Origin of the sequence: Flagellimonas pacifica, from assembly GCF_900215465.1 — a bacterium.
Taxonomy (GTDB): Bacteria; Bacteroidota; Bacteroidia; order Flavobacteriales; family Flavobacteriaceae; genus Flagellimonas; species Flagellimonas pacifica.
The window spans coordinates 450959-474249 of sequence record NZ_OBEH01000002.1 but is presented as its reverse complement, the minus strand read 5'-3'; the positions used below and the strand labels follow the sequence as shown (position 1 = coordinate 474249).

Annotated in this window: 23 protein-coding genes; 5 read left to right on the top strand and 18 right to left on the bottom strand. The window is 36.6% G+C overall.

Going from position 1 to position 23291, the window contains the following annotated elements; translation table 11 throughout:
- Nucleotides 1-26: 26 nt before the first annotated feature.
- Nucleotides 27-914: a hypothetical protein gene (locus CRO15_RS07765; protein WP_097045236.1), complete on the bottom strand. Its 888-nt coding sequence runs from the start codon at nt 912-914 to the stop codon at nt 27-29.
- A gap of 170 nt (nt 915-1084) precedes the next feature.
- On the opposite strand from CRO15_RS07765, the gene CRO15_RS07760 reads away from it, so the two are divergent.
- Together CRO15_RS07760 and CRO15_RS07755 are read left to right on the top strand one after the other, a co-directional pair.
- Entirely contained in the window at nt 1085-1861 is a 777-nt protein-coding gene (locus tag CRO15_RS07760) for an MBL fold metallo-hydrolase (RefSeq protein ID WP_097045235.1), read from the top strand.
- 66 nt (nt 1862-1927) lie between these two features.
- Nucleotides 1928-2611 carry a hypothetical protein gene (locus CRO15_RS07755; RefSeq protein ID WP_097045234.1) on the top strand — a complete coding sequence of 228 codons (684 nt, stop codon included), beginning with the start codon at nt 1928-1930 and terminating at the stop codon, nt 2609-2611.
- Between the two features lie 9 nt (nt 2612-2620).
- Here CRO15_RS07755 and ettA read toward each other — a convergent pair whose 3' ends face one another.
- From ettA to CRO15_RS07740, 3 genes are all read right to left on the bottom strand, one after another.
- On the bottom strand, nt 2621-4312 hold the full coding sequence (gene ettA / locus CRO15_RS07750; RefSeq protein ID WP_097045233.1) for an energy-dependent translational throttle protein EttA: 1692 nt from the start codon (nt 4310-4312) through the stop codon (nt 2621-2623).
- Nucleotides 4313-4344: 32 nt separating this feature from the next.
- Nucleotides 4345-4521 (bottom strand): CAL67264 family membrane protein, encoded by a 177-nt coding sequence (locus tag CRO15_RS19740; protein ID WP_097045616.1) that lies wholly within the window; start codon nt 4519-4521, stop codon nt 4345-4347.
- 76 nt (nt 4522-4597) lie between these two features.
- Entirely contained in the window at nt 4598-5581 is a 984-nt protein-coding gene (locus CRO15_RS07740; RefSeq protein ID WP_097045232.1) for a Gfo/Idh/MocA family protein, read from the bottom strand.
- Between the two features lie 67 nt (nt 5582-5648).
- On the opposite strand from CRO15_RS07740, the gene CRO15_RS07735 reads away from it, so the two are divergent.
- Nucleotides 5649-7277 (top strand): acyl-CoA carboxylase subunit beta, encoded by a 1629-nt coding sequence (locus CRO15_RS07735; protein WP_097045231.1) that lies wholly within the window; start codon nt 5649-5651, stop codon nt 7275-7277.
- Between the two features lie 62 nt (nt 7278-7339).
- Here CRO15_RS07735 and CRO15_RS07730 read toward each other — a convergent pair whose 3' ends face one another.
- The 13 genes from CRO15_RS07730 to CRO15_RS07670 all read right to left on the bottom strand — a co-directional run bounded on the left by CRO15_RS07730 (nt 7340) and on the right by CRO15_RS07670 (nt 21269).
- Nucleotides 7340-8686, bottom strand: coding sequence for a M24 family metallopeptidase (locus CRO15_RS07730; protein WP_097045230.1), 1347 nt, complete (start codon nt 8684-8686; stop codon nt 7340-7342).
- Between the two features lie 22 nt (nt 8687-8708).
- Nucleotides 8709-9794: an AMP-binding protein gene (locus CRO15_RS07725; protein ID WP_097045229.1), complete on the bottom strand. Its 1086-nt coding sequence runs from the start codon at nt 9792-9794 to the stop codon at nt 8709-8711.
- Complete coding sequence (locus CRO15_RS07720; protein ID WP_097045228.1) at nt 9769-10734, bottom strand: CPBP family intramembrane glutamic endopeptidase; 966 nt, start codon at nt 10732-10734, stop codon at nt 9769-9771. The genes CRO15_RS07725 and CRO15_RS07720 overlap by 26 nt, the downstream gene beginning before the upstream one ends.
- Nucleotides 10725-11777 (bottom strand): o-succinylbenzoate synthase, encoded by a 1053-nt coding sequence (locus CRO15_RS07715; protein ID WP_097045227.1) that lies wholly within the window; start codon nt 11775-11777, stop codon nt 10725-10727. Before CRO15_RS07715 ends, CRO15_RS07720 begins: the two co-directional genes overlap by 10 nt.
- Before the next feature lie 89 nt (nt 11778-11866).
- Complete coding sequence (locus CRO15_RS07710; RefSeq protein ID WP_097045226.1) at nt 11867-13828, bottom strand: sensor histidine kinase; 1962 nt, start codon at nt 13826-13828, stop codon at nt 11867-11869.
- 461 nt (nt 13829-14289) lie between these two features.
- Nucleotides 14290-15045 (bottom strand): LytR/AlgR family response regulator transcription factor, encoded by a 756-nt coding sequence (locus tag CRO15_RS07705; protein ID WP_097045225.1) that lies wholly within the window; start codon nt 15043-15045, stop codon nt 14290-14292.
- 33 nt (nt 15046-15078) lie between these two features.
- Nucleotides 15079-15987 (bottom strand): 1,4-dihydroxy-2-naphthoate polyprenyltransferase, encoded by a 909-nt coding sequence (locus CRO15_RS07700; protein ID WP_097045224.1) that lies wholly within the window; start codon nt 15985-15987, stop codon nt 15079-15081.
- A gap of 1 nt (nt 15988) precedes the next feature.
- Nucleotides 15989-16588 carry an SPOR domain-containing protein gene (locus CRO15_RS07695; protein ID WP_097045223.1) on the bottom strand — a complete coding sequence of 200 codons (600 nt, stop codon included), beginning with the start codon at nt 16586-16588 and terminating at the stop codon, nt 15989-15991.
- A 153-nt stretch (nt 16589-16741) separates the two neighbouring features.
- On the bottom strand, nt 16742-17572 hold the full coding sequence (locus CRO15_RS07690; RefSeq protein ID WP_097045222.1) for a CvfB family protein: 831 nt from the start codon (nt 17570-17572) through the stop codon (nt 16742-16744).
- Nucleotides 17573-17646: 74 nt separating this feature from the next.
- The gene (locus CRO15_RS07685; RefSeq protein ID WP_097045221.1) at nt 17647-17988 is read right to left on the bottom strand and encodes a DUF2853 family protein; all 342 of its coding nucleotides are present in this window, start codon (nt 17986-17988) and stop codon (nt 17647-17649) included.
- Nucleotides 17989-18025: 37 nt separating this feature from the next.
- Nucleotides 18026-19750: a 2-succinyl-5-enolpyruvyl-6-hydroxy-3-cyclohexene-1-carboxylic-acid synthase gene (gene menD / locus CRO15_RS07680; protein ID WP_097045220.1), complete on the bottom strand. Its 1725-nt coding sequence runs from the start codon at nt 19748-19750 to the stop codon at nt 18026-18028.
- A 54-nt stretch (nt 19751-19804) separates the two neighbouring features.
- Nucleotides 19805-20758, bottom strand: a complete 954-nt coding sequence (locus tag CRO15_RS07675; protein ID WP_243396927.1) for an isochorismate synthase — start codon at nt 20756-20758, stop codon at nt 19805-19807.
- A gap of 88 nt (nt 20759-20846) precedes the next feature.
- Nucleotides 20847-21269 (bottom strand): PaaI family thioesterase, encoded by a 423-nt coding sequence (locus tag CRO15_RS07670; RefSeq protein WP_097045219.1) that lies wholly within the window; start codon nt 21267-21269, stop codon nt 20847-20849.
- A gap of 47 nt (nt 21270-21316) precedes the next feature.
- Between CRO15_RS07670 and CRO15_RS07665 the strand changes: the two genes are divergently transcribed.
- On the top strand, nt 21317-21961 hold the full coding sequence (locus CRO15_RS07665) for an alpha/beta hydrolase (protein ID WP_097045218.1): 645 nt from the start codon (nt 21317-21319) through the stop codon (nt 21959-21961).
- A 3-nt stretch (nt 21962-21964) separates the two neighbouring features.
- Nucleotides 21965-22360, top strand: a complete 396-nt coding sequence (locus CRO15_RS07660; RefSeq protein ID WP_097045217.1) for a VOC family protein — start codon at nt 21965-21967, stop codon at nt 22358-22360.
- Here the strand turns inward: CRO15_RS07660 and CRO15_RS07655 are convergent, their stop codons facing one another.
- Complete coding sequence (locus CRO15_RS07655) at nt 22361-23284, bottom strand: hypothetical protein (protein WP_097045216.1); 924 nt, start codon at nt 23282-23284, stop codon at nt 22361-22363.
- Between the last annotated feature and the right edge of the window lie 7 nt (nt 23285-23291).

Genomic DNA, 23291 nt, shown 5'->3' with positions numbered 1-23291 from the left:
TCTTATTAAATATGGATAGTGTTATACTATTTTAAAGCGAACTTAGAAGTTCCCATCAATTTCAATTTGCTGTCATAAACATTTACCATGTAATTTCCTTTTTGGAAATCAGAAGCAGGCTTATTTATGTAATCACAAACATCCAAAGAACTGTTTTCATAATAGAAGTTAGTTCCTTTGCTATATGTAATGGAAGCCCCATCCTCGCTAGATTTTGAAAAACTGTCACCCAACACATTGCCTTGAGGATCAAGAACTTCAATAAAGAACTCTCTGTCTCCAGCTTCAGCAATAACGTTATCAGCAATGGTAAAACATACTTTGAATTTGTCAGTTGCTTTTGCTCTTGAAGTAGAAACCAATTTACCATTGTTTCTTTCTTTAACGGCATCAACAGTAAAAGTAGACAAGCTCAATGCAGAACCTCTTTCAACGGCATCAGCCAATTGCGTGTTCTGAACAACCAAAGAATCGTTGAAAACAGTTTGTTTTTCCAATTCAACAAAAGTGCTGTCTCTCTGCATTGCCAACAAAGTGTTAGAACTTGTCAAAGAATCAACTTGCTTCAATAATTTTTCCCTTTCAGCTTTAAGAACGCTAACTTGTCTTCTGTATCTTGATAGTGAAGCAATATCTGCTTTCATACCTTGTACCGAATCAATATACTTTGCAATGTTATCTCTTGCAGCAACCAACTCTTCGTTTGTAGCATTACTTTCTAAGATAGCTTTGTCATATTCAGACTTTAAATTATTTAAGTCGTCAACAACCAACTCTTTTTCTTGGGTAAGAGCAGTAGTGGTCTTTTTCTTATCTTGGTAAAGGCTTACAGTATAGATTATTGTTCCTAAAAGAACTACCCCAAGTAAACCAGCTATTACCTTTAATCCGTTGTTACTTTTTGTTTCCGTCATAACTTTTAAATTAATTGATCTTGCGTTTAAAGTGTATTTAATCAATTGTGTTCTGTTTATATACGCTTAAGTTTTTGTTTTGGATTATTATTGAATAAATAATGTTAAAAAAAATGCAACCAACATACTTTAGGGCTTAATTTTATTGACAGTTTCAAAGCCTTTCAATTATGAAAAAAACATACGCCATATTCATTTTTTGCCTATTTCTTATCCATGGGTGTAAAGAAAATAAAGAACAAAAGGATAATACTCCAACAACTTCCAAAGAAACAGAAACCATAAAAATTATTCCTATTGAACATGCAACTGCCATATTGGAATGGAAGAACATTACCATATATATAGACCCCGTTGGAGGGAAAAGAGTTTTTAAGAATCAAAAAAGGCCAGACCTAATCTTAATAACAGATATTCACGGAGATCACTTCAGTTTAGAAACTTTGCAGGAATTAGATACCAAAAAGGCCAAAATAATGGTACCCCAAGCCGTAGCCAACGGGATTCCAAACGAATTTACTCCACAAATAGATATTTTAAACAATGGAGATTCCAAAGAACGATACGGAATCACTGTTGAGGCTATTCCCATGTATAACTTAAGGAAGGAAGCATTAAAGTTCCATAAAAAAGGAAGAGGAAACGGATATATCTTGAATATTGATGGAGAACGGATTTATTTTTCTGGAGATACAGAGGATATACCCGAAATGAGGGCTTTAAAAAACATTGACAAGGCGTTCATCTGCATGAACCTTCCTTATACTATGACAGTTGAAAGTGCAGCAAACGCAGTGTTGGAGTTTAAACCAAAGGAAATCTATCCTTATCATTATAGAGGAAACTCTGATGTAAGCAATGTCAAAGAATTTAAAACGCTGGTTAACCAGGGTAACTCCAATATAAAAGTGGTTCAACTTGACTGGTATCCCAATGATGATTTTTAGTAGAATAAAATATTGATGGATTATTGTCGTTAATGATACAGAATCAAACCAAATCAATACTTAACCATGGCTCCCAAATCCTATGTTTTGTTTGCTTTTGCATTCATTTTTGCAGTAAACTCTTCTTTTTCCAATCAATGTGATAACTTTTACGCCAAAGTCACCTATGGCCTAAGCCATTCTAAAAAAGCAATGGGCGCAACCAATTTTGAGCATCAGATGTATTATGCCGAAAGGGCATTGACTGCTCTTAAAAAATCAAAATCTTTTATGACCGAATGTGGTTGCCCTAAATCTGAGGATAAAACTTTGGATGCCATTGAGAGTTTAAACAAAGCAGTTGCTCCTGTTGATTGGGATGCCGGTCGTTATTTTTCCAAGAAATCAATTGGCATTATCAATGAATTGATTACCATTCTGGATGAATGTACTTTAGGAGTTTCTACAACCGCCATTGTGGAAGACAGCGCAGAAACCTCTTTGGAAAACGAGGCCTATACCGATACGGAAAATGAACAGGAATCCATGGAGATGGAAATGATAAGAGTTTTTGACAAACATTCCAAAGAACGATTGAAATCAACTGAAAAAGCGATTACACAGCTTATTTTACTCTCAAAATCTTTTAATCCTGGGAGTTCTGAAAAGGAAAATGACCCAAATAGTTTAGAAGCCCATCAAAAGGCCTATTTACAAGAAGCAAAAAAACTTCTTGAAGAAGGATTGATAGGGCTTAACCAAAAAGAATAATTCTCTTTATTAACGTATCAATTTCTTATACTTAATTCGCTTGGGCATAATATCCGTTCCCAAGCGTTTCTTTTTGTTCTCTTCATAATCAGAAAAAGAACCTTCAAAGAAATACACTTGCGAATCACCCTCAAAAGCAAGGATGTGAGTACAAATTCTATCCAAGAACCACCTGTCGTGCGAAATAATCACAGCACAACCGGCAAAATTCTCCAAACCTTCTTCCAAGGCACGTAGCGTGTTTACGTCCAAATCATTGGTTGGCTCATCCAAGAGCAATACATTTCCTTCTTCTTTTAGGGTCATTGCCAAATGAAGACGGTTACGCTCACCCCCAGAAAGCATATTCACCTTTTTGTTTTGTTCGCTCCCAGAAAAATTAAAACGACTGAGGTATGCTCTCGAATTGACTTGCTTTCCTCCCATCATTACCAATTCTTGTCCATCACTAAAATTTTCCCAAATGGTTTTGTTTGGGTCAATATTGGAATGACTTTGGTCTACATAGGCTAATTTTGCAGTATCACCTACAATGAATTCCCCTTTATCCGGAGTCTCCTCTCCCATGATCATTCTAAAAATAGTGGTCTTACCAGCTCCATTGGGGCCAATAATGCCCACAATTCCGGCTTGTGGAAGATTAAAGTTTAAATCCTCGTACAATAACTTCTCGCCATAAGCTTTGCTAACGCCTTTGGATTCGATAACATTGGTTCCCAATCTTGGTCCATTGGGAATATAGATCTCCAGTTTCTCCTCCAGCTGTTTCTGGTCTTGACTTAAAAGTTTATCATAATTTTTTAAACGGGCTTTTTGTTTGGTCTGTCTTCCTTTTGCCCCTTGTCTAACCCATTCCAACTCTCGTTCCAATGTTTTTTGACGTTTGGAGGCCTGCTTGCTTTCTTGTGCCAATCTCTTGGATTTTTGATCCAACCAACTGGAATAGTTTCCTTTCCACGGTATACCTTCTCCCCTGTCCAGTTCCAATATCCAACCAGCAACATTGTCCAAGAAATAACGGTCATGAGTAACAGCGATTACAGTTCCCTTGTACTGTGCCAAATGATGCTCCAGCCAATGTACTGATTCAGCATCCAAATGGTTTGTAGGCTCATCCAAAAGCAAAACATCAGGTTCCTGAAGCAATAACCTACACAATGCAACCCTTCTTCGTTCCCCTCCTGATAACACTCCTATTTTCTTGTCTGATTCTGGAGTACGGAGTGCATCCATTGCTATTTCAAGTTTGGTATCCAATTCCCAGGCATTGGAAGCATCGATTTTGTCCTGCAAGGCTGCTTGTTTGTCCATCAGCTTCTGCATCTTGTCCGCATCCTCATAAACTTCGGGCAAGCCAAACATGTCATTGATTTTATTGTACTCATCTAAAATAGCCACAGTTTCAGCTACCCCCTCTTTTACTATTTCGAGTACTGTTTTTTCTTCATCAAGCTGCGGCTCCTGTTCCAAATAACCTACAGAATAACCCGGTGAAAAAACCACATCACCTTGAAAATTCTTATCCACACCTGCAATTATTTTCAACAAGGTGGATTTACCGGAACCATTGAGACCCAAAATCCCAATTTTAGCTCCATAAAAGAAGCTTAGATAAATGTTTTTTAACACCGGAGTGTTTGCTGTTTTAAACGTCTTGGTCACCCCAGACATAGAAAAGATGACTTTCTTATCGTCGGACATTCAATTATTTTTTAGTTAAGAAAAATTGAGAATTATACCCGGCCCTTAAGAGCATTAAAGACCCATGCTATTGCAAAGAAACCAATACCTACAGCCGCAAAACCATACCCTGCAACTTCATCATACTTAAAAGCTCCTAGCGCTATCATTCCTAGTCCCACAAAAATCATGACCCAAGTGGCCCATGCGAGCACTGTATTTTTATTCATTCCCATATTAGTTGTTGGTTTGGTAAGGAATCAAATATCGTAAAAATTGATAAATTCTTAATGGCTTTCTCTTGGTTTATATTTCAAAAGGGAATCTTATCCCAGCCTTTTCTCGAATAGCATCCAATAATTCAACCAAATCCAAGCTATTCTGATGCGACCACAAATCACTTTCCAATTTATTGCTGTTAAGACACTTATGCACTTCCTCTATTTCATAAACAAAGCCATTTCCCAGTACTGGAAGTGCAAAATTTTGGGTCTCCCCATCTTTGACCAAAGAATACCCTCTGGCTTCGTGCCATCTGGGTTCAAGGAACAATTCCCCTTTAGTTCCAGAGATTTCAGCATCCATTTTTGAGGTGCTAGTTATTCCACTATAGAGAACCGCCTGTGCATCGGAATATTGAAAAATCATAGAAGTTTGCAATTCCGTTCCATTGGAGTGAAAATTAGAATGTGCACTTATTTCATCCGGCATGCCCAATAACAAATAAGCCAAAAAAACAGGATAGATTCCAATATCCAACAAGGAACCAGATGCAAGATTCAGGTTTAACACGCGAGAGTCTTCATCCCTGTCCAAACCATAAAAAGCAAAATCGGCATGTAGATAAGATATCTCTCCTATAGCACCCTGCTCAATCAATTGTATTACTTTTTGAATAGATGGATTAAACCTTGACCAAAGACCTTCCATCATAAAGACCTTGTTTTGTTTTGCAGTTTTGACAAGTTCTTCTACTTCAGCTCTATTTACCCCTAATGGTTTTTCACAAAGTACATGTTTACCTGCCTGCATGGCCTTAATGGCCAAATCTTTGTGAAAATTATGGGGTGTTGCTATATAAACAATGTCCGTTGTATCCGATGAAAAAAGTTCATCATAACTCCCATAAGCATGCTCAGCTCTGTACTCGTCCGCAAAACTCTTTGCCTTGTCCAATGACCTTGATGCCACTGCCGAAATCTGTGCCTTTTCAATTAATTGAAGGTCTGATGCAAATTTTCTGGCAATATTCCCTGGGCCAATTATGCCCCATTTAATTTTACTTTCCATATAGAACCAAAAGTAATGATTATAACTCCTTATCTTTAGCCAACAAGACGAAATAGGATTATAAACTATGGATATTAACTTCAATAAAAACGAAGACCATAATAAATTAAAACTTGCCGAGCTTCGTAAAAAACTCAACGAAGTAAAGCTAGGCGGAGGTAAAAAACGGATAGAAAAACATCATGCAAAAGGTAAGATGACCGCTCGTGAACGCATCGATTATCTTTTGGATCCAAATACCAATTCTATTGAGATAGGTGCATTTGCCGGTGAAGGTATGTATGAGGAACATGGAGGGTGTCCATCAGCTGGAGTGGTGGTCAAGATAGGATATGTTCAAGGCAAACAATGTGTTGTTGTTGCCAATGATGCCACGGTAAAAGCTGGTGCATGGTTTCCCATAACCGGTAAAAAGAATTTAAGGGCGCAAGAGATTTCCATTGAAAATAAATTACCGATTATATATTTGGTAGATAGTGCTGGAGTGTATCTACCATTACAAGATGAAATCTTCCCTGATAAAGAACATTTTGGGCGAATTTTTAGGAATAACGCCATCATGAGCAGTATGGGTATTACTCAAATCTCTGCCGTTATGGGCAGCTGTGTTGCAGGTGGAGCATATTTGCCCATCATGAGTGACGAAGCAATGATTGTTGATAAAACCGGAAGTATTTTTTTGGCAGGAAGTTATCTGGTAAAAGCTGCTATTGGGGAAAGTATTGACAATGAAACTCTGGGTGGAGCCACTACCCATTCAGAAATCAGTGGAGTTACGGATTACAAGGCAAAAAACGATAAAGATGCCCTTGATAAAATAAAGAAAATTGTAGGTAAAATAGGGGATTTTGACAAAGCAGGTTTTAATAGAGTTGAATCCAAAAAACCAATAGAGAATCCAGAAGATATTTACGGAATCCTCCCCGCCTCTAGGGGAGATCAGTATGATATGCTGGAAATCATTAAAAGATTAGTGGACAATTCAGATTTTGAACAGTACAAAGAAGGCTATGGAAAAACCATTCTTACCGGATATGCCAGAATTGATGGATGGGCCGTTGGCATTGTGGCCAATCAGCGTAAAGTGGTAAAAACAAAAAAAGGCGAAATGCAATTTGGCGGGGTCATCTATTCCGATTCTGCTGATAAAGCTACCCGTTTTATTGCCAACTGCAATCAAAAGAAAATACCGCTAGTGTTTTTACAGGATGTCACTGGATTTATGGTGGGTAGCAAAAGTGAACATGGTGGGATTATAAAGGATGGTGCCAAAATGGTTAATGCCGTTAGCAATTCTGTAGTACCCAAATTCACAATAGTTGTTGGAAACAGCTATGGAGCTGGAAATTACGCCATGTGCGGAAAAGCATACGACCCACGTCTTATTGTTGCATGGCCCAGCGCGGAACTTGCCGTTATGAGCGGAAACTCCGCAGCAAAGGTTTTATTACAAATTGAAAAAGCTTCCTTAGAAAAAAATGGTGAGGTTTTGAATGCCGAAAAAGAGAAAGCATTGTTTGATAAAGTAAAAAAACGCTATGATTATCAGATTTCACCCTATTATGCTGCATCAAGGTTATGGACAGATGCCATTATAAATCCTTTGGATACCAGAAAATGGATTTCTATGGGCATAGAAGCGGCAAATCATGCCCCGATTGAAAAGCAATTCAATATGGGAGTGCTTCAGGTATAACTTCTGAAAGAATCAAATTAAAAATACAATAGATCGTTGTATTCCTATTTATTTTTTTTGGTTTATTCACCCAAATGTTTTTTAACCCTAGGAATCAACAACAGTTCCGTTTGCCTTCCATTGACATACCTAAACCCATCTTCTCCATAAAATCCTGCCTCTTCCAACATAATGCGGATATCCCGTTTCCATTCTGGAATGTTGATGGTAGTGTTTAATTCTATTGCGTAAACAGTGTTGGGGTTAAGTGGATAGTTTTCACCATCATCTTTCATTACACCACCTTGCGAATCCCACATGCCTATGGTTGTCCCAGCAGAATGCCCGTATGTACCCAATGGATGGGTATAAATAGCTGGGCGAAGGCCAACTGCCTTTGCCTCTTGTAGTGATTTGGCCAAAATTTCATTTCCTGTTCTACCTGTTACCATGTTCTTCGTTAAAAAATCTTGAACCCGATTCCCATCTTTCAAACCATTTATCAAAAACGAAGGGGCTTCTTTCTCATTTGGTCTTAGAACGTATGCTAATTCCTGACAGTCTGTATTCAACCTCAAATAGGTAATTCCAAAATCGCAATGCAATAAATCACCCGGTTGAATAATTAAGTCATCTGGTCTTCCTGAAAATGAATATAAGTGCCCCACAAGTTCTTCACTTGTCCGTTGAACATCCACAGTTGGATGAAACCAGGTCTCCAATCCTAAATCGGTTACTTTTTGCCGCATCCACCATTCAACTTCGGTGGTTGTGGTAATTCCCGGGGTTATAACTTTTTCAGAAAAAGCCTCAGCAATAATATCGTGGGTGATATCCACCAATTGATTATATATTACCATTTCCCTCGGGGTTCTGGTTTCTATCCAACGTACTGCCAATTGCTCCGCTGAACTTACTTTTGAATGGTATTTTTTGGGAAGGTTGGACATAAACTCATCATAATCTGTTTTGTCCAATCCATCCGCAATGTTGTGGTCATTGGAAAAATTAAGGGCAATCGTTTTTGGGTTTCGTTCTTCAATTAGCTCCACAAGTCTTTTCCATTGGTTGGGCTCTTTTTCCTTATCCCAAGCGGATTGAATACTCCTGCCTACATTATACCTTGCCACTGCTAATTTCTCAATGGTGCCTTTTGCTTTATTTCGATAAAAAACAAGAATTGTTCTCCGTCTTGCATTCAACCAAGTTGAAGGCAGCATTGTTTTTAGCACAGGATCTTCGTTGTACTCCCTAGAAATCAATACCCACATATCAATACTTGTCTTGTCCATTAACTCCGGAAGCAGTTTATTGAAACGTTCTTCTAAAATTTCATCTACAACTTTGGCTCGCTCTACTTCTGGAAGAACTTGCTGGGCATGTAAAAAAAATGAGGAAATAAGAAACTGGAAAAACAAGATTTTTTTCATGGGTGATATTTACCCCCTGAATTTACAAAACTCCGCTTAGTTGTTGTAAATTTTTTTTTCGTTGAATTTTACCCGTTTTAGTTTGGATGAAAGATTCCAAAGTATAGATTGCCTTTGGAACTTCATATTTATGAAGGTTATCCAAGTTTTTAATTTGTTCCAAGAGTTTTTTAGTAGAAATTCGTGAACCTTCAACAATCAATATCAACTTTTGTCCAAGAGACTCATCTGGAATACCAGCAACAAAAAAACGGGGATGAATCATAGGGGACAGTTTTTCTTCTATCTGCTCTGGAATCAATTTGATTCCACCTGAATTTATGACTGAATCATATCTTCCTAACCATTTAAACTGACCTTCTCCCAAAAGTTCTACAATATCATTTGTAATTACCGTGCTATCTGAAACATTGGGAGCTGTTATGACCAAACAATTTCTATTATCTGTGGAGATTTTAATGTTGGGCAATGTTTCAAAATAATTGTTATTGCTGCTATCTATTTTCTTTACGGCTATATGGGTAATCGTTTCCGTCATACCATACGCCTCAAATGCCTGGGTGGGAACTGAACCCAATTTTTCCCGTAAACCCTTTGTAGTAGAAGCTCCACCAATCAGCAGTGTTTTAATCCGGTGCAACTGTCCCAGAGAGTTTTGAGCCTGAAGTGGTACCATGGCAACAAAGTCAAACACTTTTGCCGTATCAGCTAAAGGCTTGGAAGAAGGGTCCACATAATCCAGTGCCAGACCCAGTTCCATGGCACGTACCAACATCATTTTTCCCGCAATGCCAGAGCAAGGAAGACAAAGTAATGCTTTGTTACCTGAATGTAATTGGAAATATTCTCCCGTAGCTAAGGCCGAATTCATCATATGCTCCTTTTTGAGCCTTATATTCTTTGGTTTTCCGGTTGAGCCAGAAGTAGGGACCTCAACAAAAATTTCCGAATTTACCCAATCCAAAAGGAATGTGCCAATAGAAGCTTCAAAGGGGGTTCCCTCCTTTACAAAATCATAGCCCAATTCTTCCAGCTCATTAAAATTATAATGAGTGCCATTCAGCTTAAACTGAGGGTGAATCTTATGCCATGTCTGATTCGCTTTCATTTAGGGCTGCAAATTCTTCTTTGGTGAGTACTCTGCCAAACAGTCTTTCTTTCCAGTTTTTCCATCCATACTTTTTCCCGAAGATGAACAGTAGAATGGGAAATATCACAAAAACAGGAATCAAAATATCCCATCCCAATACAGGTTGAGAAACGTCTTTATAGACTGAATGGGTTTGAAAGGCCGTCCAATCGGCAGTTACTAAAAGAGCAGCTGTGAGGTTGTTCGCAGCATGAAACCCTAAAGCCAACTCCAAGCCTTCATCCATCAAAGTAAGTATTCCAAGGAAAAAACCGGTTCCAATATAGAAAATCAGTATCCCATAGCCCATTTTTGCCACTTCAGGATTGAAAATATGCATCAAACCAAAAAGCAAGGAAGTAAAAAGTAAAGGGAACCATCTGTTTTTGGTCATAATTCCCAATCCTTGCATCATATAACCCCTAATGTAATATTCTTCCATACTCGTTTGAATAGGTATCATAATCACCGCAATAATTGCCAAGATCAAAAAGGGAACCAATTCAAAATTCCATTGATAGTCATCTGGAGAAAGGTAAATATCGATTGCTATAAAGAGTGAAGACACCAAAGCCCAAATTGAAAATGAAAAACCTATTCTCTTCCAATCAATTTTTTTGCGGGATGTAGTCAAGTGTTTTATTTGTTGTTTATGTACAAATCTTAAATATCCGAACAAACAAATAATACCTATTGCAAACGTCAACAACATAAAGAATAAAAAGGCATTGCTACCCAAGATACCCGACATTACCCCAAGGTCATCTGTTAAAACAGTGCTTAAAGAATCTGATTTTATGAGCAAGGCAATAATTAAGGGAAACGCACCAATAATCTGCCAACCTAAAAAGACTAGCAAAACCCCTAAAACATACCTCCATGCTTCACTAAGTCCTTTATATCCTTGTTCTATATACATAAATGTTCAATTAAATTTATCTTCCAAGTTTTCGTCTTTCTATAAAAAAGCTTGCCTTCTGCAACCTCTAATGGGCTATCAAAATTATTAGTGAACAAACTTCCCGTACCCAAACCCTGTGGCATTTGAGTGTTCAAAGAATATGTCCACTGAGCAATGGCATTCAGACCAATATTACTCTCCAATGCGCTGGTAACCCACCAACCTATATCATTTTGTTCTGCCAAATTTATCCATTCTTGACATCCTCTATAACCTCCGACCAAACTTGGTTTTAAAATAATGTACTGTGGTTTTATGATTTGTAGCAGTGTTCGTTTTTCTGTTACATCAAAAATGCCAATTAATTCTTCATCCAAAGCTATGGACAATGGGGTTTCTTTACACAAACCAGCCATGGTATCCCATTGACCAGGCTTAATAGGTTGTTCTATGGAATGAATTTGGCATTCTGACAATTGTTTTAGCTTGTCCATGGCATTCTCTTTAGAGAATGCTCCATTGGCATCTACCCGCAGTTCTATTTCATCTACAGTGAACTTTTTGCGGATGAATTTTAATATGGAAAGTTCTTTGTTAAAGTCTATAGCTCCGATTTTCATTTTAATGCATTGGAAGCCATCCTTTAGTTTTTGCTCCAGTTGCTTCAACATAAAACTTTCATCCCCCATCCATATCAAGCCATTAATTGATATTGGAGCTTCATTTTTTGTAAACGCCGAAGGAAACAGTTCAAACGGATTTCTGGATTGAAGGGATAAAAATGCTTGTTCCAGTCCAAACTGTATGGATGGGAACTCTACCAAATGTTCCAATAATATATTTAGACCCAAATGGATATTCTCACAAGTCCATTTAAGTTTTGATTCATAATCCGGAACATCATCAATACTCAACCCTTTTAAAATTCCACACTCCCCAATACCATAATTATCATCATTTTTTAGAATGATGAACCATGTTTCCTTTTCTGTTAATACCCCTCTTGAGGTGCCACTAGGGGTTTTAAAATTGAGTATGTATTTTTTGTAGGTGGCTTTCATGCAGTTGCTCCAAATTTAGTCATATTTTAAATCTAAATAAGGAAAAGGAGAATCAACTATACCTTCTGGGCAATTAAGAAATGGTAGTATTAATTAAAGTTGAACCAGAACCTGACTCCTTCATCAGCTTTGTCTATGTTCAATTTGGATTGCAATTGGTTCACCAACCTGTTCATTAGTCTAATTCCCATAGAGGAATGTGTACGCTCTTCGGTATCCTCCGGCAATCCCACACCATTATCTGTGTATTCAAAATAGCCTTGTTCACCATTCTTGCGTAGATGAATGTAGATTTTTCCATTTTCATCGTTTTCAGGAAACGCATATTTAAAGGAATTTGACACCAGTTCGTTCAAAATCAAACCAAATGGAATGGCACGATCAATATCGAGTTCGGTACCTTCGGCATCAATGGTAATGCTAATATTGTGTCCTCCTTTTTTGTAAACGGATTGTACACTGTTGATTAGACTTTCAATATAGCCCTGCATTTCAATGACGGATAAATCATCATTTTGATAGAGTTTTTGATGAATCAAAGCCATCGCCTTCACCCTACTCTTTCCTTCTTCCAAAGCTTCAATAGCAGATTTGCTCCTGGTATTTTTGGTCTGTAGGCTCAATAAGCTTGAAACCATTTGCAGATTGTTTTTTACCCTGTGATGAATTTCCTTCAGCAAAGAATCTTTTTCTACCAACGCATTCTCAATAATGTGTTTTTGTTCAGCTATCAACCGTTGATTTTTAATACTCTTAAGATAGGCATATACCAATCCGGCAAAACCAAGAAGTGTGAAAATCAGTGAAATAAACACTAAGTTGATTCGCTCATCTTTAGCTTTCATTTCACTGCGCGCCTGTTCGTTTATCCGTTTTTGTTCTTCAATCAAACGCTGCGAGTTTTCCATATCTTCATTAGCTACAATGGTAACCAACTGCTGTTTAATAATGGAAGACTGTTTTTGGGCGAGGGAATCCTTTATTCTTTCATTGCGTTTATAGTAGGTAGCGGCATTTTTAAAATTCTCCACCTTGTCATAGTATGCTGCCAATAAACTGTTACGCTTTATACTTTGCAACATATCTATGCTCTCAAAATCAATATCCAAACTTCTTTTTGCCGTTGAAAACTTCTCCAACTGCAAATTGGCATCTGCCAAGTTCAAGGTATTCTCAATAATCTCGCTTTTATGGTTGTTGTTGGATGAATTTTGCAAAACCTCAATACTACTTTCCAAAAGAGGTACAGCCTCTTCGTACTCATGCAGCAATACATGACACTTTCCTATATTTCCTTCAATTTCAGCTTTTAGAAGGTCGCTCTCAAAAAGTTGTTTTTCCGTTTTTTGAATGGAAATGTCATTTAAGTATACGTCCAAGTAGGCCTTTGCTTTCTTTAACTCACTCAAAGCGGTTGGGGCCGAATTATCCAATCTTAAATAGTTACCTACCTTACTATGGTACTTTGCAAGACCATAGGTGTCGTTGTCGGCAATTGTTGGTTTAACCTCCATGATAAACTGATTCCTTGCCTTCCTGTGTAGTCCCAAGTTACTATAGATATCATAGAACGATATATTATTTGTAAATCCAAGTTCCCGTTTTTTCTTTCGTACTTCAATCTGCTTATCGTACAATTGTAAATTGGCATAATTGTTATCCAGAACATCCAATACAATTTTCTTTAAATCCAGGTTTAGTGAATCTTTTGCTTCATAGAGTTCCTTTGCAAGGGCTGTACTCTTATCGTATTCTCCAAGATCATTGTACAATTGGGTCTGCATAACCCTATATAACTGAGCAGCTATAGTATCGTTGGTTTTTTGAGCATTGGAAAGGTAAACTTTAACGGTATCCAACCAATCGTAGGCAGAATTTTGATTGTACCTATTGACGGAATTGAAAAAAACATCAAACCTATTCTCGGGCACATTGGCATTCTGAAATTCTTTTAAAGCACTGCGATCTTCATTTTCAATTGATTGTGCTGATGCATTCAATAGAAGAACAAAAAACAATCCTGAAAATAACTTTCTGAGGTGATGTGCCATTAATTTAATCCGTAGTGCTTAATGGGAAACTTAAGAATCCCTTATTTACTTTCCTTATATTCTATATATAAAGAACGTTGATTTACCAGCTAAATTAAATCCAATCTAAAAGACTTATTCAGTATTGTTGTGAAAGTGTAGTTTTCTGTTGTGAAAAGTGCTTGACTGTATGTAAAACTCCGTTTATCGATGTTTTGTGCATTTTATGGAGATAAAAAACACCCATAACAAAAAAGGCCCTGCCATTTTGGACAAGACCCTTTTACGAGAACACTATATGAAAATGAAAAAATTACTTTTCTGAATTAATAACACTGCTAAAGTATGGGCACCTTTGTTGAATGGGAAACTATTGTTGTGAACACTAGAAAAGTTGTGGTAACATGATGAAATACGGTTGCGGCACAAAAAAAAGTGCCCTAAGGCACTTTCAATATTATTATAAACAGAGAGAAGTTTTCTTAACTGTTCATTGAAGAGATAATGAATTCCTTAAAATCTTTTGAAATTGGAATAAGGTTATTGTTGATCATTATATCCTTTGAATTGATAGCATCAATGTGGTCCACATTTACAATGTAAGATTTATGTGCTCTGTAAAATTTGTTCTTGGGGAGTTTTTCCAGATAGTCTTTTAAAGGGGAGCGTACCAAAAACTTTTTATCCACTGTATTTACTTCCAAATACACATTATCAGCTTTTATAAACTGAATATCTCCAAATTGGATTCGATAGTAAAGGTGTTGTTTTTTAACAAAGATGGAATCTTTTAAAACCGAATTGGAAGTAAATGTATCCCCTTCATTACCAGTTATCTCTTTGCTATTTTCTTTTCTTGCATAATTAAAATTGGAAAGAGCTATCTCAATTGATGTATAAAGATCTTGCTGCTCAAAAGGTTTAACCAAATAACCATCTGGTTTAACCGTCTTAGCATTCTCCACTGTTGCTCTATCTGAATTAGAGGTAACAAAAATGAATGGGATATTATAGGCGTCCCTAATATGTTTTCCAAGGTCAATTCCAGTTTTATCAGAAGCCAAAATAATGTCGATAAGCACTAAATCGACATGGTTGTTTTTTAATACTTCTACTGCTTGCTCGTAAACTATTACATTGTCAACAATCTCATAGCCGATTTCCTCGAGCATCGATTGCATATCATCTGCAATAATTACATTGTCCTCTACGATTAGTATTTTAATGGGGTGTTCCAAATTGCTTCAAGTTTAGTGAGTTGTTACTCAAAATTACAAAAAAATATTAACTGCCAAGTAGAAGAGAACTGAGAGTAAAAATGTGCTCAGGGCCAGTTTTTTCAGTTCTTTATCCAATTTTACAGGCTCTTGGGTTAACATTACCGTACTCAAATGAGCAAAAATGGGAAGAAATGATAGTAAATAAAATGCGTGTAAAATATTAATTTTTTCTATCCATGTGAAAACCATAAGACATACGAATGCCATTGTAATCAAAAACAAGTGGTAAAACTTGCCATTTGAAAATCCCATTTTAACCACCAAGGTGTTCTTTCCATGTTTTTTATCAGATTCCACATCACGTAAATTGTTCAGGTTAAGAACCCCAACACAAAGCAATCCAATGGTAATCGCTGGCAATACGAATACCCAGCTTAACATTTTAGTATATAGGAACATACTTCCTAAAACCCCAAGTAATCCAAAAAAAAGGAATACAAAAATATCTCCCAATCCCATGTATCCATAGGGTTTTGAACCCATGGTATATTTAATCGCGGCCCATACGGATAGGATGCCAAGAATAAAAAACAAAATAACAAGTTGGAGGTTTTCCTTTCCAAATGCCAAGTAAATCAAGCTAACCGCTAGAACCATACTTGCTAAAACGGAAATAGTTATTCCTTTTTTTAGAGCAGATTTGGTAAGGAGTCCACTTTGTAATGCTCTAGCTGGCCCAATTCTATCCTCATTGTCAGTCCCTTTAACACCATCACCATAATCATTTGCAAAATTAGACGTAACCTGAAACCCGATTGTGGTAAAAAGTGCAAGCACAAAAATGGAAATATCAAAAAAGCCTTGCATCCCGGCTAGCGCAGTACCTACTATTATACCAGATAATGATAGTGGAAGTGTTCTTAGTCTGGCAGCTTGTACCCAAGCCTTAACCTTTCCCAAATTAATACGGATCTTCTATTTTAACTCTCTTTCCATCCTGATAGGACGCAACAAAAGCATCCTTGAAGCCCATATTCACCAATTGTTTTCTAAAGGTTTGAGCTTCATTAAGGGTTTCAAAATTTCCAAGGGAATATGCGTAGAACGGGTTAGTTTTTACGAACAAAGTATTTGTCAAGGCTTCAGACGCCAAGGTGACATTGTTATCTACAAATGATTTCACTTGGACTGAATAAATTTTTTCTTTATCCAAAAAAGCTTTGGCCAAATAAAATTCCTTGACCAAGCTGAGTTCTTCATTTTGTTCCTTTAGGTTGTCAATACGCGCCTTGATTACATCTAAACTATCTATAGAAACCAATAAATTGTTCTGGTTTTCAAACGAATTTTTACTGCTCAAACCTGCCGTAAAAGAAGTTATCGCCAGCGTTCCAACAACAAAAAGAGCTGTAAAGCCAAGGAGGATATTACGCTGGAGCCTTATCTTTTTTAAATCCTTGTTCTTAAATTTTATTTGGTCTAAAAGTCTTTCGTTTATTATTTGGGCCTTATCAAGATCCTTATGGAGGTCCAATAAATCACTTTCTTCAATAAAGGGCATATTAGGCGGTATTAATCTGAGATTATGCTAAAAGCGTATATACCAATAAGTTAATATACACTCTTACAAATGTAAAATTTTTGCTTGAAGAAAAAAACTTAAGGTATCAAATAAATTTTTCTTTCCTTTTAACACTGATTAGCAAGAGTATCCTTATAACAAATAAATACCATCTTCCTTTATATCAATTTTCCTTTCCTTGTAAAGTGTACCGATCGCTTTCTTAAATGACTTTTTGCTTAGGTGCAATTTGTCTTTGATTTCTTCAGGAGATGATTTATCATGCAATGCCAGGTAACCTTTGTTTTGCTGAAGTTTATCAAAAATCATTTTTGCTGTTGGCTCTAACATCTGAGCACCAATAGGCTGCAGAGAGATATCAATCTTATTGTCTGGCCTTATACTTTTAATATACCCTTTCAATTGGTCGCCAATGGCAATAGGCCTATAAACATCACTTTCAAAAACCAATCCCTTATATTTATCTTCAATAATAACTTCCCAGCCTAAAGGTGTCTTTCTGTTTACCATTAGGTTTACTTCATTATTAACCTGAAGGTCAAATCCGTCATTTGATAAAAACCTGTTTATCCTACTAGAGCCTGTTAAACGGAAAGTCTCTTCATCCAAATAGCAGTGCACAACATACTTTCTCCCCTCCTCCATTTTTACAGTCTGCTCCCTATAAGGCACCAATAGGTGTTTCTCCAATCCCCAATCCAAAAATGCGCCGTAGGTTCCAACTTCCACAACTTTTAGATATGCAAATTCATTTCTGCTGATATAAGGCCTCAGGGTAGTTGCAATAGGGCGCTCATTATTGTCCAGATAGCAAAACACTTCTAGTTCGGAGTCAATCTCAAAATCCTCAGGCACATATTTGTTAGGGAGCAATACTTCTGTTCCCTCATTATCACCTAAAAACAGACCGACACTAGTACTTCTAAGTACCTTCAATGTGTTATAATTTCCCAACTCTATCATAATGCAAAGGTAGATTGAAATAAGGGTATAAAAAAGGCTGCTTTAGAGCAGCCTTTTCTTGAAAATGTATGATACTAATTATAAATTGACTCTTTTTTAAAATGTTTTGCCAGCATATAGTAGATTACAGCTCTATATTTATTCTTATCAGACCTTCCATAAGTATCTATTACTTTATTGATTGCGTCCAACAACTCAGGGCCATCAGCAAGGCCTAACTTGCCCATTAAAAAATTATTCTTTACTGTTTCCAATTCCTTTTCACTGGAACCCGAAACTTTTGAGGAATCCAGATTGTAAATAGATGGCCCCAGTCCTACAGTAACTTTGGTCAGTAATTCCATGTCTGGAGCTTCATTAAATTTATCCTTAATGTCAGCTGCATACTTTTCAATCAATTCGTCTCTTCTACTCATTTGGTTGGTATTATTTTATATTAAAATTGCCTCGGTTCTAAGATATAAAATCAAAGTAATCAAGCAAAATATTGTTGTTCTCCAAACGAGGCGTACATACCTCCAAAATCTTAGGATTCTTTGAGGTTTCATAAAACTCTGTCAAGCAGTTTATAAGCTCTTTTTCACTTGCTGCCTTGTCATATGAGAATCCATACATTTTTGCAAGATGGTTTGCCTTATGTTGATGGGTAGTTTCAAAAAAGGTGTCAAATTCTACCGTATTTTCCTTTCCAGGTAGAATTCGGAAGATTCCCCCCCCAGAATTATTGATAATTATTATCCTAAAATCTGATTTAATATAATTGTTCCAAAGCCCATTGCTGTCATAGAAAAAACTTAAATCCCCAGTAATCAATAAAGTTGGAGCTTTCGAGTAGATGGAACCTCCAAGTGCGGTTGAAGTACTTCCGTCAATTCCACTAGTACCTCTATTACAATAAACTTTCAAGGATGCATCCATCGGGAATAATTGGTTGTATCTTACCGTTGAACTGTTTGCTAAATGTACTTGATACTCTTTAGGTATACTTTGTTGTACCTGGTTAAAAACAGAAAAATCAGAAAAACCAATCTGCTTTAAATATGCATCTCTTTTACTCTCATATACATTTTTTATTGTATTCCATTGTGACCTATATTGGCTATTCAATACACAATTTTTGGGAAGAATTGATTCAAAAAAGTATCCAGGTGCAACTTTGATATGATTGGATAAACAGAAAAAAGTATCGTACGCTTTTTTGGAATCTATATGCCAATGTGATTTAGGTTGATACTTCCTTAAAAAGGCTTTTATTTTTTTGGAAACAATCAACCCTCCAAAAGTTACCAATAAGTCTGGTTGCAATGCTTTAAAAAGTTCATTGCTGTTTTCTGACTTCTCAATAGGTGCAATTATGCTATCTACGCTCGGGAAAAAATTGGGATGGTGTAGATTGGAAGTCGTCTCAGTAAATACCAAAACACTATCATCATTAGCTAAAATTTCCAAAACCTCAGCTGAAACCGTATTAGGTGGATTTACTCCAACCAGAATGATTTTACGTTTGCTGGTATTCCAAATAGAACTCAACTCTTGTAAATTTTCAATCTTGGGATCTGCCTTTATCGGTTTCTTTACCCCTGTTATCTCCACTTTTGAAGTTTCAACACTCCCGTACAAAGGTTCTTCAAAAGGTATATTTATATGTACGGGAGCTTTTTCTTTAAAGGCAATGTTCAAAGCTGTTTCTAGCTCCTTGGTATTGTATTTTTGAATTGTCTCTTGACTGTCTCCATTGTTCAAAATTGCATTCCGGGCATGCTCAACATCCTGTTTTAGGTTAGCGGAATAGCCTATATGCCTTTCAAAAACATTATCCTGTCTAATGGTTTGGCCATCTCCAATATCAATCTTGTGGCTTGGTCTGTCCGCAGATACCACAATCAGGGGAATATCGCTATAGAATGCTTCTGCTACGGCTGGATAGTAATTTAATAGTGCGCTCCCCGATGTACAAACCACTGCAACAGGCTCTTTTAATTGTTGGGCCATACCTAAAGCAAAAAAGCCTGCACAACGCTCATCAACAATACTAAAACACTTAAAAAAAGGATTCTTTGTGAAGCTCAAGGTTAACGGAGCATTTCTAGAACCTGGAGAAATCACAATATTCTTAATTCCTACAGATTGAAAATAAAGAACAAGAGTTTGCGCAGAGAGAATATCCGAATACATCATTGGTCACAAAAATACATTCCAAAAATGTATTCCCTAAATTTCTGCTCTATGAAATTAAATCATATCGAGCATCGTCATGCTTTTGTTCTGGGTTTCAGTCCACTCACTTTCTGGGTTAGACGCAGCTGTAATTCCACCACCTACAAAAATAGCGGCCTTTTCCCCCGCAAACTCTACACATCTCAGATTTACAAAAAGATGGGTTTCATTGCTATCCCCCATATTTAACTCTCCTAAAAAACCTGTGTAGTATGTACGCTGGTAGTTTTCATTACTCTGAATAAAATCTTTGGATTCCTCCATTGGAATTCCACAAACCGCAGGAGTGGGATGCAATGCAGCAATAATGTCTCTTATCTTAGCTGTAGAAAATAATTTTCCTTTAATTTCTGATTTTAAGTGCCATAGATTTCCCGCTTTAACAGATTGAGCATTACCCATATGCAATTCTTCCATACTTCCCGACAATCTTTCATTTATATAACTTGAAACCATTTCCTGTTCTTCAATTTCTTTACTCCCCCACTTTGGCTTAAGACCGTGCTTATACGGTAACGTTGCCGCCAAAGACATTGTAGATAGTTTCTGATTTTGAATACGTACCAAAGTCTCTGGTGTTGCTCCACACCATACGCCAACTTTTGGATGAAAAAACAGATAACAGAAAGTATTTCGATAGCTGTCCAATAGGTTTTGAAAAGTTTCTGCAGGACTCCTTGATAATTTTACCTCAATCTTTCTCGATAAAACCACCTTCTTCAATGTTCCTTTTTCAATTGCTGCAATTCCCTTTTCTACAAGTTTCAGGTGAACAGCTTTATCTTGATCTGGAGGAAATTTTTCCGGTTGCTCCCTTTTCTCTTCCATCGAATAAAGAGTGGAGCAGATATCACCTGGCTTTATTACAACTGCATTGTCATCTAAATTAAATGGGGCAAAAACAAATCCCGTGCCTTCAAAATCTGCTACAGTATTTAAGGTGTCATCAGATTGAAAAATACCTTTCACTTCATTCTCTAAAGGTTTTCGGTATATGGAAAAAGGAAGTCCATTTGTAAAACAAGTATCAACCTTCTTCAACAACGCATGGAAATCTTTATTTTCTGGGTAGGGCAATCGTAGTGAGTTTACAGTTGGAAATCAAATCCCCTTCTTCATTTGTAATCTTTATTTCCCATAGTTGGGTGGTTCTTCCTTTATGAATAATAGTGGCCCTGGCATAAACATATCCTTCTCGAATTCCTTTAACATGGTTGGCGGCAATCTCTATCCCTCGCACAAAAAACTCCTGTCCATCCAAAAAAATGTAAGAGGCAGCACTACCTACACTCTCTGCCAATGCTACAGAAGCTCCTCCGTGCAAAACACCATCAGGTTGATGAACTTTTGGGGTAACCGGCATTTTTGCTACCAAAAAATTCTCTCCCACATCTACATAACTAATTTCCAAAGTCTCCATTAACGTATTCTTACAAATACTGTTGCAAACAGATAGAATTTTCTCTTTATGTTCGTTCATCCTTTTAATTTTTGTAAAATTACGCAAAGCTAAGGCAATATTAGTTTATGGAATCGAAGGAAAAAACAGTAACCTATACATCTAAAAACACGTATGCTACATTAAACATCCTCTCTTCCCAAACCAAAAACGTTTGGTTGGTTTTTCATGGCATAGGGTATTTAAGCAAGTATTTTATTAAATATTTTGAAGTTTTAAATGCCGAAGAAAACTACATTATTGCTCCTCAGGCCCCCTCCAAGTACTATCTGAAAAATGAGTATAAGTATGTTGGAGCCAGTTGGTTGACCAAAGAGAACACCATTACAGAAACAAAAAACGTTCTCCATTATATTGATGCTGTTCTTGAAGCAGAAGAGATACCCTCTAACATAAATCTATATCTCCTGGGGTTTTCCCAAGGAGTTTCCGTTACGATGCGCTGGATGACACAAAGAAAAATTAAATGCCATACTCTTGTTCTTTATGCTGGAGGTATTCCAAATGAATTGACAAGTAAGGATTTTGATTACTTGGATTTGAGCTTCACCCAAATTAAGATGGTATATGGAACCCTAGATGGATATCTCAATATTGAACGGTTAAAGTCTGAAAAGACCAAAATTGATAGTCTTTTTGGGGGGAAAGTAGAAATTATCACTTTTGAAGGCGGTCATGAAATGAAACCAGAGATCATCAAAAACTTGATTTGATAAATGGAAGACGCAAAAAAACATCTTGCCCACGTAACTCTAGTAGTAAAAGATTATGATGAAGCCATATTGTTTTACACCCAAAAGCTTGGCTTTTTACTTATTGACGATATTGATTTAGGAAATGGGAAAAGATGGGTTTTGGTAGCACCAAAAAACTCACAAGCCAGTATCTTACTGGGAAAAGCTGATGGAGAAAAACAAAAAGCGGCTATTGGAAACCAAACTGGAGGTAGGGTCTTTCTTTTTTTGCACACCAATGATTTTTGGAAAGACTACCAATCAATGAAGGAAAAAGATATTGTTTTTAAAGAAACTCCAAGAGAAGAAGATTATGGTACCGTTGTGGTATTTGAAGATCTCTACGGAAATTTATGGGACTTGTTACAATTAAAGTAACTAGTTTGGTTTCTCTTCCATTTTTTCGGTAGGATAATATGTTATTCTACGCGTAGTATAGGTATTGTCTGGAGTAATAATTTTTTTGATCCAATTCTTTTCCAGATTACTGTCAAACTGAAAAATGTATTCTTGTGTGAACTCTGAGTTCTCGGTTTTTGTTGTAACCTTACTTAACATACCATCCGTATCATAAACATAGAACATCTTTCTTTCTGATGTAAACTTCTTTTTTGCAATATCGCGCATGAACACTTCCTCTGAGACAAGTTTTCCTGCTCCATTAAAGACTTTTTCCACTGCCTTGTTAGGTTCCCCGTCTATATACTCTTTTGTCAGTACATTTTTTTCCGTTTCTATCCCCCTTTTTCTTTCAGAAGTCCGGATTGATTTTTCCATTACTTCATTAATCAAAATATTGGTAGTTATCTCATCTTTGTATGTAATGTATTCCATTGTAGTCTCATCAACTCCACCTTCATTGGAAGTTGTTATTTTCACTACTCTATTTTCTTCATCAAAAGCATACTCTTGTTGCTCTAAAAATTCTTTATCGTAAGAAATGATTTTCTCTAGAATCTTTCTTTGTGGCACGGTATCTATAGTGTAAAAATTGGCCATTGAAGTGGTCTCATCAAGCAATTTATCCTTATAGCTCTCCATCCTTTTCTCCAAAAGTTCCCTATGTTGATCATATTTATAATAGGTAATATCTTGATCTTCATCATTATATTGGGTGACCGTTTTGGTCAAAAAGCCCTCTTTGTCAAATTCATAAAGTTCCCTACCATAATCTGTGATTACCAAACATGATTTTACCTTTCCATTTAGATCAAAGTCATTAACCTTAAATATTTGAATCTCTTGGGACCATGAATTTACAGTGAGCAACAAAAGGAAAAATGGAATGTAGTTTTTCTTCATGCCATAA

Excerpts from the sequence above, each read along its gene's own strand:
- CRO15_RS07765 (WP_097045236.1), bottom strand. The coding sequence starts at position 914 with ATGACGGAAACAAAAAGTAACAACGGATTAAAGGTAATAGCTGGTTTA.
- CRO15_RS07760 (WP_097045235.1), top strand. The coding sequence starts at position 1,085 with ATGAAAAAAACATACGCCATATTCATTTTTTGCCTATTTCTTATCCAT.
- CRO15_RS07755 (WP_097045234.1), top strand. The coding sequence starts at position 1,928 with ATGGCTCCCAAATCCTATGTTTTGTTTGCTTTTGCATTCATTTTTGCA.
- ettA (WP_097045233.1), bottom strand. The coding sequence starts at position 4,312 with ATGTCCGACGATAAGAAAGTCATCTTTTCTATGTCTGGGGTGACCAAG.
- CRO15_RS19740 (WP_097045616.1), bottom strand. The coding sequence starts at position 4,521 with ATGAATAAAAATACAGTGCTCGCATGGGCCACTTGGGTCATGATTTTT.
- CRO15_RS07740 (WP_097045232.1), bottom strand. The coding sequence starts at position 5,581 with ATGGAAAGTAAAATTAAATGGGGCATAATTGGCCCAGGGAATATTGCC.
- CRO15_RS07735 (WP_097045231.1), top strand. The coding sequence starts at position 5,649 with ATGGATATTAACTTCAATAAAAACGAAGACCATAATAAATTAAAACTT.
- CRO15_RS07730 (WP_097045230.1), bottom strand. The coding sequence starts at position 8,686 with ATGAAAAAAATCTTGTTTTTCCAGTTTCTTATTTCCTCATTTTTTTTA.
- CRO15_RS07725 (WP_097045229.1), bottom strand. The coding sequence starts at position 9,794 with ATGAAAGCGAATCAGACATGGCATAAGATTCACCCTCAGTTTAAGCTG.
- CRO15_RS07720 (WP_097045228.1), bottom strand. The coding sequence starts at position 10,734 with ATGTATATAGAACAAGGATATAAAGGACTTAGTGAAGCATGGAGGTAT.
- CRO15_RS07715 (WP_097045227.1), bottom strand. The coding sequence starts at position 11,777 with ATGAAAGCCACCTACAAAAAATACATACTCAATTTTAAAACCCCTAGT.
- CRO15_RS07710 (WP_097045226.1), bottom strand. The coding sequence starts at position 13,828 with ATGGCACATCACCTCAGAAAGTTATTTTCAGGATTGTTTTTTGTTCTT.
- CRO15_RS07695 (WP_097045223.1), bottom strand. The coding sequence starts at position 16,588 with ATGCCCTTTATTGAAGAAAGTGATTTATTGGACCTCCATAAGGATCTT.
- CRO15_RS07690 (WP_097045222.1), bottom strand. The coding sequence starts at position 17,572 with ATGATAGAGTTGGGAAATTATAACACATTGAAGGTACTTAGAAGTACT.
- CRO15_RS07685 (WP_097045221.1), bottom strand. The coding sequence starts at position 17,988 with ATGAGTAGAAGAGACGAATTGATTGAAAAGTATGCAGCTGACATTAAG.
- menD (WP_097045220.1), bottom strand. The coding sequence starts at position 19,750 with ATGATGTATTCGGATATTCTCTCTGCGCAAACTCTTGTTCTTTATTTT.
- CRO15_RS07670 (WP_097045219.1), bottom strand. The coding sequence starts at position 21,269 with ATGAACGAACATAAAGAGAAAATTCTATCTGTTTGCAACAGTATTTGT.
- CRO15_RS07665 (WP_097045218.1), top strand. The coding sequence starts at position 21,317 with ATGGAATCGAAGGAAAAAACAGTAACCTATACATCTAAAAACACGTAT.
- CRO15_RS07660 (WP_097045217.1), top strand. The coding sequence starts at position 21,965 with ATGGAAGACGCAAAAAAACATCTTGCCCACGTAACTCTAGTAGTAAAA.
- CRO15_RS07655 (WP_097045216.1), bottom strand. The coding sequence starts at position 23,284 with ATGAAGAAAAACTACATTCCATTTTTCCTTTTGTTGCTCACTGTAAAT.